The 11,125-nt window shown below is 67.8% G+C and carries 11 protein-coding genes and 1 pseudogene; 8 read left to right on the top strand and 4 right to left on the bottom strand.

All coding sequences use genetic code 11. The annotated features are described in order from the left end of the window. The 3 genes and pseudogenes from ON45_RS13965 to ON45_RS13960 all read right to left on the bottom strand — a co-directional run. Nucleotides 1-2,650 (bottom strand): ATP-binding protein (locus ON45_RS13965; protein ID WP_241432210.1); only part of this gene is annotated, 2,650 nt, incomplete at its 3' end. A gap of 57 nt (nucleotides 2,651-2,707) precedes the next feature. Beyond that, nucleotides 2,708-2,833 (bottom strand): annotated as a pseudogene (locus tag ON45_RS24100) (double zinc ribbon domain-containing protein); the annotation flags it as partial. A gap of 66 nt (nucleotides 2,834-2,899) precedes the next feature. Further along, nucleotides 2,900-3,544, bottom strand: coding sequence for a Crp/Fnr family transcriptional regulator (locus ON45_RS13960; protein ID WP_040494608.1), 645 nt, complete (start codon nucleotides 3,542-3,544; stop codon nucleotides 2,900-2,902). 162 nt (nucleotides 3,545-3,706) lie between these two features. On the opposite strand from ON45_RS13960, the gene ON45_RS21610 reads away from it, so the two are divergent. The 6 genes from ON45_RS21610 (at nucleotide 3,707) to ON45_RS13930 (ending at nucleotide 8,802) form a co-directional block, all read left to right on the top strand. Next, entirely contained in the window at nucleotides 3,707-3,937 is a 231-nt protein-coding gene (locus ON45_RS21610; RefSeq protein ID WP_051063073.1) for a hypothetical protein, read from the top strand. 60 nt (nucleotides 3,938-3,997) lie between these two features. Next, complete coding sequence (locus ON45_RS13950; protein WP_148288695.1) at nucleotides 3,998-5,755, top strand: MFS transporter; 1,758 nt, start codon at nucleotides 3,998-4,000, stop codon at nucleotides 5,753-5,755. After that, the gene (locus ON45_RS21605) at nucleotides 5,752-6,303 is read left to right on the top strand and encodes a GAF domain-containing protein (protein WP_051063072.1); all 552 of its coding nucleotides are present in this window, start codon (nucleotides 5,752-5,754) and stop codon (nucleotides 6,301-6,303) included. Before ON45_RS13950 ends, ON45_RS21605 begins: the two co-directional genes overlap by 4 nt. Continuing rightward, on the top strand, nucleotides 6,300-7,151 hold the full coding sequence (locus tag ON45_RS13940) for a S8 family serine peptidase (protein WP_051063071.1): 852 nt from the start codon (nucleotides 6,300-6,302) through the stop codon (nucleotides 7,149-7,151). Before ON45_RS21605 ends, ON45_RS13940 begins: the two co-directional genes overlap by 4 nt. A gap of 63 nt (nucleotides 7,152-7,214) precedes the next feature. Next, nucleotides 7,215-8,300, top strand: a complete 1,086-nt coding sequence (locus ON45_RS13935) for an AAA family ATPase (protein WP_040494605.1) — start codon at nucleotides 7,215-7,217, stop codon at nucleotides 8,298-8,300. A gap of 73 nt (nucleotides 8,301-8,373) precedes the next feature. Continuing rightward, nucleotides 8,374-8,802: a flavodoxin family protein gene (locus ON45_RS13930; protein ID WP_040494604.1), complete on the top strand. Its 429-nt coding sequence runs from the start codon at nucleotides 8,374-8,376 to the stop codon at nucleotides 8,800-8,802. Nucleotides 8,803-8,810: 8 nt separating this feature from the next. Here ON45_RS13930 and ON45_RS13925 read toward each other — a convergent pair whose 3' ends face one another. Then, a complete protein-coding gene (locus ON45_RS13925) occupies nucleotides 8,811-9,350 on the bottom strand; it encodes a hypothetical protein (RefSeq protein WP_040494603.1) in 540 nt (179 codons plus the stop codon). Between the two features lie 111 nt (nucleotides 9,351-9,461). On the opposite strand from ON45_RS13925, the gene ON45_RS13920 reads away from it, so the two are divergent. Next, nucleotides 9,462-9,869 carry a cobalamin B12-binding domain-containing protein gene (locus ON45_RS13920; protein ID WP_040494602.1) on the top strand — a complete coding sequence of 136 codons (408 nt, stop codon included), beginning with the start codon at nucleotides 9,462-9,464 and terminating at the stop codon, nucleotides 9,867-9,869. A 71-nt stretch (nucleotides 9,870-9,940) separates the two neighbouring features. Next, nucleotides 9,941-11,086 (top strand): ADP-forming succinate--CoA ligase subunit beta, encoded by a 1,146-nt coding sequence (gene sucC / locus ON45_RS13915; protein ID WP_040494601.1) that lies wholly within the window; start codon nucleotides 9,941-9,943, stop codon nucleotides 11,084-11,086. The last annotated feature ends 39 nt before the right edge of the window (nucleotides 11,087-11,125 follow it).

Below are 11,125 nucleotides of genomic sequence, written 5' to 3'. Positions count from 1 at the left end.
CGATCAGGAAGCGGTCACCCATCTCGGACAGGATCTCGTATGCCTGTCGTGCTGGTTCGATCGCGTCGGCGGGTCGGTCGACGTTCAAGACGTTGCTCAGGTTGCCGTAGGCGAGCGCCGCGGTCAGGCGGTTGTCGTTCGTGAGCGCGAGCTGCGCGCCCTCGCGGAGGTACATCGCGGCCAGGCGGCGCTGGCCGGAGATGTCGAGGTACGACGCCCTCGCGACGAGCAGCTCGGCGTAGCGACCGTCGTCGACGTCGAGCGTGTTGCCGAGCGCGAGCGCCCGGGCGGAGAGTTGATCCGAGTCGTCGGAACCGCTGAAGGTCGCGACGCTCGAGAGTCGCTCGAGCGCGTCGAGTGTGTCGAGGTCGGGATCGTTCTCCAGGACGTGCAGGGCGTCGGTGAGGATCACGCGCGCGTCGGTGAGTTGACCGCTCCGCGCCCGGGCACGGCCGATGCACGTCGCCGCGCGAGCCGCTCCGCGTGTGTCGCCGCGTTCGACATAGTTCGCCCGAGCCCGCTCAGCGAACATCAGGACGTCGTCGGAACGTTTCAGCAGACCGGCTCCCTCGGTGGCGCGCAGCCAGAGTGCGGCGGCCTCGAGGGGAGCGGGTTCGGGTTGCTCGGCGCGGAGGTGAGCGGCCGCGTCGAAGCACGACATCGCGCGGCCGGGGGACCCGGTGCGCCCTGCCCGTTCAGCGGCGCGCACGAGTGCGGCGATGGCGGACTCGACGAGTTCGTCGTGATCGGCGTCGTCGGGCACGACATTGAGGGCGTCGACGTAGTGGCGAGCGACAGCGTCGATCACCTCCTCGCCGTCGTCGGCGAAGGTGGCGCGGAGGTGCGTGGCGACGGCGAGGTGTCGGGACTTGCGGTCGCGGCGTGACAACGTGTCGTACGCGACCTGTCGCAGGATCTCCTGGGAGAAGCGGTAACTGCCGACCTCCGGTGAGAGCGGGTCTGCCGAGATCTCGAGCACTTCGCGGCGCAGCAGGATGGCCAGGGCTGATTCGACGGTGTCGGGATCCAAACCGGACACCGACGCCACCGCCTCCGCGGGAAAGCTCGCGCCGAGCACTGCGGCGTCGCTGACGACGCGCCTGACGATCGGGTCGAGCGCGTCCAGGCGCGCCGCGAGCAGCGCATGGAGGCTGTCCGGGACACGGAGTTCACCGATGTCGCCCACCAGCCGGTACTGCCCGTCGACCGGTTGCACGATGTCGCGGTCGATGAGCGCGCGGATCGTCTCCACCGCGTACAGCGGGATGCCCTGCGCCCGGTCGACGATCATCGCCCGACGGTCCGGTTCGGTGTCGGGAACCAGTGCGTCGACCAGCTGGTCCATCGACGCAGGATCGAGCGGATCGAGGGTGATCGACACCCGGTTGCGCCCTGACCCGAACCCGGGGCGACGGTCGTCGAGGTCGGGGCGCGCGAACACCAGCACGAAGATCGGGAGGTCCCGTGCCCAATCGACGAGATGGTCGATGAAGTCGAGCAGCTCGGGTGCGGCGTGGTGACCGTCCTCGATCAGGATCGCGACCGGCGCCGTGGTCGACAGCTGCTCGAAGAACCGTCGCCAACCGGCGAACAGGTCGTCACGCGTCAACGTCGCTGCCGGAGCCGTGTCGTCGGTCGTCACTCCGAGGAGCCGACTCAGCCGTATCCCGATGAACGCACGATCGCCGGGATCGGCGACGTGGTCGAGGAGACCCTGGCGGAACTTGTCGGCGGCGATGTCGGTCGGGTCGTCCTCGGCGATCCCGAAGCGCTGCCGCACGACCTCGGCGAGCGCCCAGTAGACCAGCCCGTCGCCGTACGACAGGCAGCGACCGCGATGCCACCGCACCGCTTCGGCCAGCCCGTCGACGTACTTCTCGAACTCCCACCCCAGACGGGACTTGCCCACACCAGCCGGGCCGGACACGAGGACGAGGCGCGGCTGACGGCGCTCGATCGTCGCGTGGAACAATTCCCGCAGCGAGCGCAGTTCCGCCCCACGCCCGGTCAACGGCGCTTCGAGCCCATCCACCCGCTGCACGCCACCGACGCTCGACACGACACGTTCGGCGCGCCAGAGGTGCTCGGGCTCGGCCTTCCCCTTCAACCTGTGGACGCCCTCGTCGCGGTAGTCGATGGCGTCCGAGGTCAGGCGCCGCGTCGCCGCATCGACCAGCACCGAACCGGGAGGTGCTGCCGACTGGATCCGGGCGGCCGTGTTGACCGCGTCACCCGCCACCATTCCTTCGTTCGTCGCACCGATCGTGACCGCCACCTCGCCGGTGAGCACGCCCGCCCGCGCCGTGAGACCGGCGACCCCGGCATCGGCACCGAGTTCGGCGATGGCGTCGACCAGGTCGAGCGCCGCGCGCACGGCTCGCTCGGAGTCCTCCTCGGTCGCGACGGGCGAACCCCACACCGCCATGACGGCATCGCCGATGAACTTCTCGATCATGCCGCCGTACCGACCGACGACCGTCGACGCCACCTCGAAGTAGCGGCTCAACAACTCGCGGGTGTCCTCGGCGTCGCGCGTCTCCGAGAGGGTCGTGAACCCCACCAGGTCGACGAACAGGACGGAACACAAGCGTCGTTCGGCGACCGGGCCGGCGTCGGTTACCACGTCGGTGGCGGCGGCGAGACCTGCCATCGACGACGAATCGTCGCCCACCGACGGCCCGGCCGCGACCGCCGAACCACAATCGCCGCAGAACCGCTTTCCTGCGTCGATCGCCGATCCGCACGCACCGCACGAGAGGAGGAGTGCCGAACCGCACTCACCGCAGAACCGCTTGCCATCCGGGCTCGACGCCCCACACGCACCGCACCGCATATACGCCTCCTGGGCGACGAAGCTACTGCACCCGCGCGACCCGACAGCTGTCCGGTGACGCGTCTCTCAGACGGTCGGCAACCGTTCCAGATCGGGAATGTGAATGCGACCTCGGGCGAGTTGTACGGCGCCGTCGTCGACGAGTGCCTGCAGTGCCCGATTGGCCGTCGGGCGAGTCGTTCCCGCAAGCGAAGCGAGTTCCTCCTGCGTGATCGGCAACGTCGCGGCATCGCCCACGCGGAAGTCCTCGGCGAGCAGGACGAGGCGTTTGACCACCCGCTGTTCGGCTCCCATCGAGTGGGCGTCGAGCAGCTGCTCGGAGAGGCGTCGGACCTGGGCGGCCAAGATCTCGACGAGCATCGTCGTGACCGCAGGATGGCGCTTCTGCAGCTCGATGAAGTCGTCCCGTCGGATCATCAGGGTCTCGACGGGTCCGATCGCGACCACCGACGCGGTCCGGCGCGCTCGGGGGTCGACGAGTGTCTGTTCACCGAACGCGCTTCCCGGGCCGAGAACGTGGAGTGTGAGCGTGACCCCGTGAACGTGGACCACTTTGACCGCCACGTGTCCACGCTCGAGGAGGTGCACGGTGTCACCCGGATCGCCCTGGTGGAAGAGCGTGTCGCCGGCTCGGAACTTCCTGCGCACCGCAGTCTGCAGAACTGCTGTGCGCTGCCGGTCGTCGAGGCTGCTCAGGATCTCCCACTCCATTTCGTCAGTGTGGCTGACAGCGCAGTGTCAGAATGTGATCTGTCGCCGTCGCTACACATCGCGTGTCTCGGCGGGAACAGCACGAGGACGCTCGAGCGCAAAAGATGGTCACATCGACAACAGCGGCTGCGGGAGTGGCCATCGACACGAGGAGCGAGTGCCATGAACAATCAGATCAACCACAATCCGGTCAACGATCCCGATTTCCCGATCAGCCCGGTGGCGAATTCGGTCGAGGACACCGAAGGCCACGCCCGGATGCGCGTCGACGAGGCCGATGAATCCGACACGATCCGCCGAGCGATCGAGGACACCGAGGACGCCGAGGGCCACATCCGGCTCCGAGTCGAAGACGCCGACGACGCCGAGGGTCGTCGGTTCAAATTCTTCTGAGAGATCGTTGCTCGAACGGAGCGGGTGGTCCCGCTCCGTTCGGCCGCGTCCGGAGGCATCATGACAACGACCGAGGAACCGATCGAGGAGACGCCGGGAGCGATCGCATCGTTCCGATCCGTGTGGCGACACACGCGCTGGCGCTGGCTGCTCGGAAGTACCGTCGTCTCGCTGGCCGGCGACTTCCTCTACTGGGTGGCCATCGCGGTCTACTTCACCGAGCACGACGACGCCACGTTCTGGATCGCCGCCTCGCTGATCGCGCGGCTGTTGCCGTACGTCGTCCTCAGCCCGTTCGGTGGGGCGGTGGCCGACCGGTTCGACCGGCGAGCATCGCTGGTCCTGCTCGACGTCGTTCGTGGCGGACTGTTCGTCGTGATGGCGGTCATCGTCGCGGTCGACGGTTCTCCGGCGTTCGTCCTCGGCGTGTTGGTGCTGATCTCCGCGGCGGGAGCGATCTACCGTCCTGCTCGCGTCGCGGCGATTCCGCAACTCGTCCCCGAGAACGACATCGCGGCGGCGAACGCCGGCGAGGAGGGGCTCGCCCAACTGTCCTGGTTCGTCGGGCCCGCGCTCGGCGCCGTTCTCGTCACGGTGCTCGACCCGTCGATCGTGCTCGTCATCAACGCGGCGACGTTCGTGGTCTCGGCGCTGATGGTCGCGCGCATCGGCAATGTCGGCGGAGGGACCGCCAACTCGACCGAGTCCGGGGGGTCGGTGTCGTCGTTGCTCGCGGACGTTCGTGCCGGCGGCCGACTGATCGCCGGCAACCGCGGGCTCTGCGGTCTGAGCGTGATGACCACCGCGGCATCGCTCGCGTTCGGAGCCGAACAGGTGCTGTACGTCTCGGTCGCAGCGGATCGACTCGACCTCGGTGCCGAGGGGATCGGCTACCTGTTGGCCGCGATGGGAGTCGGGGGGCTGATCGCCGCACCGATCGCGGCGCGTGTCGGCAACTCAGCGCATGCGGGCGGATGGCTCCTCGGATCCGGGCTGCTCGTCTCCCTGCCGCTCGTGTTGATCGCCTTCACCGACCTCACACCGGTCGTGCTCGGCCTCGCCGCCGTCGAGGGAGGCGCGGCGATCGTGTTCGAGGTGGTCGCGCTGACCCTGCTGCAACGGGCCGTCGCCGAGTCGATGATGGGTCGTGTGTACAGCGTGTTCGACGCCGTCGGAGCCCTCGGCCAGACCGTTGGATCGGCGGGAGCGCCGGTGCTCGTGTCGATCGCCGGACTGACGTTCGCGATGCAGGTCTCGGGCGTCGTCGCCATCGTGATGATGGTCGTGCTCGCTCCGGCGGTGCTGGCGCTCGCCCGCACCACGGATCAGAGCCGTCGGCGCCATCGGTCGGTCGCCACGTGGCTCGGTCAGATTCCCGAGCTCGCGTCGTTCGAGCCCATCGAGCTCGAACGACTCGCGCGATCGAGTGGCGACCGGAGCGTCGCTGCGGGTGAGGACGTCATCCGCGAAGGTGATGCACCTGACAAGCTGTACGTCGTGCGCTCAGGAGCACTCCTCGTGGTCACGACGCAGCAGAGTGCCGGCACGCCACCTCCCGAACTGGGCCCGCACGACGTGTTCGGCGAGATCGGTCTCCTGCGGAACACGAGCCGCACCGCAACGGTCACGGCGGTGACCGCTGCCGAGGTGCTCGAGATCGACGGAGCCGTGTTCACGTCGATCGCGACGCCGTCCGCTGATGCGACGGCGCCGTTGCTCGGGGGCATGCGCACGCGGTTGTCTCGGACGCATCCCCATCTGGCGGCGGGGGACGAACCGCCCGATCGGGGAATCGAGTCAGCGAGCGTGGCGTCGTGAGCCGTCCAGCAGATGCCGGAGCACTCCACGCGTTGTGCGCGCTCGCTCGCGTCGCACTCGGAGCCGCATCCGTCTCGATCGCCACGGTGCACGACGACGGGTTGCGCTACGTGGCCGCCGACGGCACCGGAGCCGACGGCATTCGCGGCATGCTCTTGCCGCCGGGTGACGGGATCGCCGGATTCGTGGCCGCCACGGGGCAGTCCATCAGTGTGCGCGATCCCGTGTCCGATCCACGTTTCGCTCGTTCGGTGGGTGAACGCACCGGGTACATCCCGAACGCGATCCAGTGCGTGGCCGTGCTCGACGATGACGGCGATGTCGCAGCGGTGCTGTCGATTCTGGATCGCTCGACGGTCGGCCCTGCCGACGGTGCGGTGAGTGTGACCGGAATCGTGGAGCTGGTCGTCGACGTCGCGGCCGGGCTGATCGGCGGGCCCGGTGCGTCCGACTTCGAGATCGCAGGTCGGTTGGCGGACCTGGGGCCGCGTGACCGGGTCCGCGCCACCGACGTGGTCACTGCGGTGCTCGACGCGTTCGATTCATGAGCTCCACCGACCCGCTCCCGACGAGCGTTCCGACCGACCTGCCGGCGTGGTCGGACGTGTTCCACGGTGCGGGTCTCGGTGCGCGGCCCGATCTGCTGCTGGAACACCCGATCACACGGGACTGGGCGTACGGCGACCGGTCGGGTCGAGGAGTCCGTGTCGCGGTGATCGACTCCGGCGTCGACGGTTCGCATCCCCTGGTCGGCGGCGTCGACGAGTACGTCGCGATCGTCGTCGATCCGGAAACCGAGAGCGGTGTCCGGATCGAACCCGGACCGCACGAGGACCTCTACGGACACGGAACCGCGTGTGCCGGTGTCATCAGGTCACTCGCCCCGGAGGTGGAGTTGGTCAGCGTGCGTGTCCTCGGTGCGTCGCTCAAGGGGTCCGCCGGCGTGTTCGCCCACGGCGTGCAGTGGTGCATCGACAACCGGATCACTGTCGCCAATCTGAGTCTGTCGACCACCAACGATCGCTGGGCCGAGACGTTCCACCAGCTGGTCGACGCCGCCGCGTTCGGCCGGATGCTGATGGTGTCGGCGATGGCCAACGAACGCAAGCGTTCGATCCCGAGCGAGTTCGCCGGAGTGTTCTCGGTGGCGTGCGGGCCCGGGACCGATCGGGAGCAGTTCTGGTGCAACGGGAACGGACCGGCCGAATGGGGGGCTCCGGGGATCGGCATCGAGGTCGCGTGGAACGGTCACTCGACGATCACGACGGACGGCAACAGCTTCGCTGCGCCCACGATCGCCGGTCACCTCGCCCGGATCATGGGGGCCCATCCACACCTGACGTCCTGGCAGGCTCGGACCGTGCTCGCGGCGCTCGCTGCCAACAGCGCCGACTGATCCGCCGTCATCCAGCGGAAAAAACCGCTAGAATATAGCGGACCGATGGAGTAGGCTCGCGGGATGGACATGTCTCCATTCCCGCACCACGGACCGCTCGACCCCGCGCAGGCGGGACCGCAGCAGGACCTGATCGACGACTTGGTTCGGAGGGTGACCGAACGGAGGGTCACGGCGCTGCTGGGCCCGCGTCGTCACGGCAAGACGACCGCATTGCGCGCCGTGGTCGATCGGTTGTCCGACTCGGTCACGTCGGTCTGGCTGGATCTCTACGAGCTCGCCTCGTGGGCCGATCTCGCCGGTCGATTCGACCGTGCGCTCGCCCCGATCGGGGCCGTGGGCTCACCGACCGTGACCGAACTGGCTGCTCGCGTCGGGCTCCCGCTGGGAATGCTCTCGATCGAATTGCGCAAACCGGCTCATCAACGGCCCGATCCGATCCTGGTCGTGCAGTCGCAGCTCGACATCCTGGTCAAGGCCTCGGCGGCCAATCCGATCGTGCTGGTGATCGACGAGTTCTCCGGGATCGTCGGCGTCGAAGGTGCTGCGGCGCAACTCCGGACCTCGCTCCAGCACCACTTCCAGGAGATCGGCTTGCTGTTCGCAGGATCGGAGCCGTCGACGATGCGGATGCTGTTCACCGACCGCGCCGAACCGTTCTACGCGCAGGCCGATCTCGTCGAGGCGCGACCGTTCGACGCGGTCGCCGTCGAGCAGATCGTGCGCACCGGATTCGAGTCGACAGGCCGTTCGGCCGGCTCGATCGCTCCCGCCGTCGCCTACGTCACGGGCGGACATCCGCACCGCGTGATGGAGCTGGCCGACGCGGTCTGGTCGCGAGTGCCGCCCGGCGGGACGGCGACCGACGATGACGTGACGCTCGCCCTCGACCAGGTGTTGCGTGCCGAGTCCGCCGGTTTGGAGCGGCTGTTCTCGTCGTTCCCGACCGGGGAGCAACTCGTGCTGCGGGTCGTGGCGAAGAACGAAGCGATCTTCGGCGGGTATGCGGACTCGCTCGGTCTGTCGAGTGGCGGAGCACAACACGCTCGCTCGTTGCTGATCGACCGGGGGTATCTCCGTCGCGAAGGGCGCTCGGTTGCCATCGTCGATCCGGTGCTCGCGGAGTGGATCCGCCGCACCTTCGGATGAGACACGGGTTCCGTTCGGCCGCCCGGTCGCTGGAAATCACCGCCGCGGGATCGACCGTGGCAAACTACCGATCGTGAAGGCAGCAATTCTGGTCGAGAGTCTGACGGGCAACACGTGGCGGGCAGCGGAGAAAACCGCGGAGTTGCTGTCGCAGGAACGGTGGACCATCACCGGACTGTCGAAGGTGCGCGAGCCGGACCTCGGCTCGATCCAGGAGGCCGATCTGGTGCTGATCGGCACGTGGGTGCATGGCGCCTTCGTGTTCGGGCAAGCACCCTGGGCCGTCAACAGCATCTCCAATCTGCCCGCGCTGTCGGGCAAGAAAGCCGCCGCATTCTGCACGTTCGCACTGTCGCCCGGGTCGTCACTCGATCGGCTCACCCGTGCCGTCGGCGACACCGGCGCGTACGTGATCGGCGGTCTCGCGATGAGTCGCAGCAAGCTCGACCAGCACAGCGAAGAGTTCGCGGAACGACTGGTCGACGCACTCGCCCAAGCCTGAACCGCCGGTCAGGCGTCGGTCGTGGGCGTGGTCGCCGACGGATCGGGACCGCTCGAGAACGCCCGCAGATCAAGATAGAGCGTCGTCGACCCCTCGACGACCGGGCGCACGTCCTCGGTGGGCGGGGAGAGTTGGGTCACGTTCAGTTCGTTGCCATCGCAGTCGGTGAACGTCGCCGTACCGCGGACCTGTTCGACCGGGCAGTCCGGGCGATCGGGCGGGAATGCGTAGTAGAGCCGCCAGCCTTCGGCCGGGTCGTCGCCCTCGTGGTCGACCACCAACGATCGCTCGCCGGTGATCGTCGACAGTTCGGCGAACAACAGCGGACCGTCCTCGGCAACGTCGTTCGCGCGTCCCGCGGCGGACCCGAGTTCGAGGCGGGCGGGAGCGAGATTCTCGGTCGGCTCGGTGTCGCTGCTCGACAGGAACGCGGCGATGCCGAACGTCACCAGACCCAGCACGACGAAGAAGAGAATCCCGCCGAGCACCGGAACGATCGCACGCGCCAGCGGGGTGCGCAGCTCGGGCAGCTTCGGGGCGTTGACCACCGGCCCATTGTGGCAACGACCGATGAAGATGCCTCGCGGTCGCGTTTCTCGCGCCATTGGGCGCACGGCGGTTGGTGGAACCACCCGATGGTTGCGTAAGGTCTGTGACTCGTGGAACGCCCCTACAGAATCGTCGTCGCGAAACCCGGTCTGGACGGCCACGACCGCGGAGCGAAGACGATCACGCGGGCCCTGCGCGACCACGGGTTCGAGGTCATCTACACCGGGCTGCACCAGACACCCGAGCAGATCGCCGAGACCGTTCTCCAGGAAGACGCCGACGGCGTGGGCCTGTCGCTGCTGTCGGGAGCGCACCTCACGTTGTTCCCCCGTGTGATGGCCGAGCTGAAATCGCGTGACCTCGACGACGTGATGGTCTTCGGCGGTGGCGTGATCCCCGACGACGACATCGACATCCTCAACGAACAAGGCGTCGCCAAGATCTTCGGCCCGGGCTCATCGCTCCGCGCGATCGGCGAATGGCTCGAAACCGCGCTCGACGAACGAGAAACCGCCTGACGTGCCATCCGGTGTCAGACACCCGTTGGCACACCGACCATCAATCGACCAAGAGAAAGCAGTGATCTGACGTGGATCTCTTCGAATACCAGGGCAAGCAGTACTTCGCCCGCTACGACATCCCGGTGAGTCCGGGCGGCCCGGCCGACACGGTCGACGAGGCGGTGCGCGAGGCGAACAACGCCGGCTACCCGGTCGTCGTGAAGGCGCAGGTACAGGTCGGCGGACGTGGCAAGGCCGGTGGCATCAAGTTGGCCGACGACGAGGCAGCCGTGCGTGAGCACGCCGGGAACATCCTGGGCATGGACATCAAGGGCCATGTCGTGAAACGCGTCTGGGTGGAGCGGGCGTCGGACATCGACGAGGAGTACTACGTCAGCTTCACGCTCGACCGTGGCGAGAAGAAGCATCTGATGATGCTGTCGCGTGAGGGCGGCGTCGAGATCGAAGTGGTCGCCGAGGAGAACCCCGACGCGATCATCAAGCTCCACATCGACCCGGTCGACGGCCTCGACGCAGCGACCGCCCGTCAGGCGTGCATCGACGCGAACCTGCCGGAGCGGGCGATCGACGGCGCGACCGACATCATCGTGAAGCTGTACCGCTGCTACACCGAGGGCGACTGCGACCTGGCGGAGATCAACCCGCTGATCCTCAAGCCGACCGGCGAGGTCCACGCGCTCGACGCAAAGGTCACCCTCGACGGCAACGCCGAGTTCCGCCATCCCGAGTGGGAGGACTTCAAGGGTCTCACCGAGATGGACGACCGCGAGAAGATGGCGGCCGAGAAGGACCTCCAGTACATCGGCCTCGACGGCACGGTCGGCATCATCGCGAATGGTGCCGGGCTCGCGATGTCGACGCTCGACGTGGTCAACCAGGTCGGTGGGTCCGCTGCGAACTTCCTCGACATCGGCGGCGGCGCGAACGCCGACGTGATGGCGGGAGCGCTCGAGGTGATCAACTTCGACGAGAACGTGAAGTCGATCTTCATCAACATCTTCGGCGGCATCACCCGCGGTGAAGAGGTCGCCAAGGGCATCGTCGAGGCGATGGGTCGGGTCGACCTGAAGGCCCCGATCGTGATCCGTCTCGACGGCACCAACGCGGAGGAGGGTCGTCAGATCCTGCTCGACGCCGGGATCCCGGCCGACAAGCTCCGCTCCGAACCCACGATGCTCGACGCCGCCCGCGCCGCGGTCGCACTCGCCAACTGAACCCGTCCGTGCCATCGGGTGTCAGACACCGGATGGCAC

The organism is Ilumatobacter nonamiensis YM16-303 (genome assembly GCF_000350145.1).
GTDB classification, from domain to species: domain Bacteria; phylum Actinomycetota; class Acidimicrobiia; order Acidimicrobiales; family Ilumatobacteraceae; genus Ilumatobacter_A; species Ilumatobacter_A nonamiensis.
The sequence above is the reverse complement of the archived record's forward strand: the minus strand, read 5'-3'. Positions and strand labels throughout refer to the sequence as shown.

Coding starts and splice junctions, on each gene's coding strand:
- ON45_RS13960 (WP_040494608.1), bottom strand. CDS start 3,544: ATGGAGTGGGAGATCCTGAGCAGCCTCGACGACCGGCAGCGCACAGCA.
- ON45_RS21610 (WP_051063073.1), top strand. CDS start 3,707: ATGAACAATCAGATCAACCACAATCCGGTCAACGATCCCGATTTCCCG.
- ON45_RS13950 (WP_148288695.1), top strand. CDS start 3,998: ATGACAACGACCGAGGAACCGATCGAGGAGACGCCGGGAGCGATCGCA.
- ON45_RS13940 (WP_051063071.1), top strand. CDS start 6,300: ATGAGCTCCACCGACCCGCTCCCGACGAGCGTTCCGACCGACCTGCCG.
- ON45_RS13935 (WP_040494605.1), top strand. CDS start 7,215: ATGGACATGTCTCCATTCCCGCACCACGGACCGCTCGACCCCGCGCAG.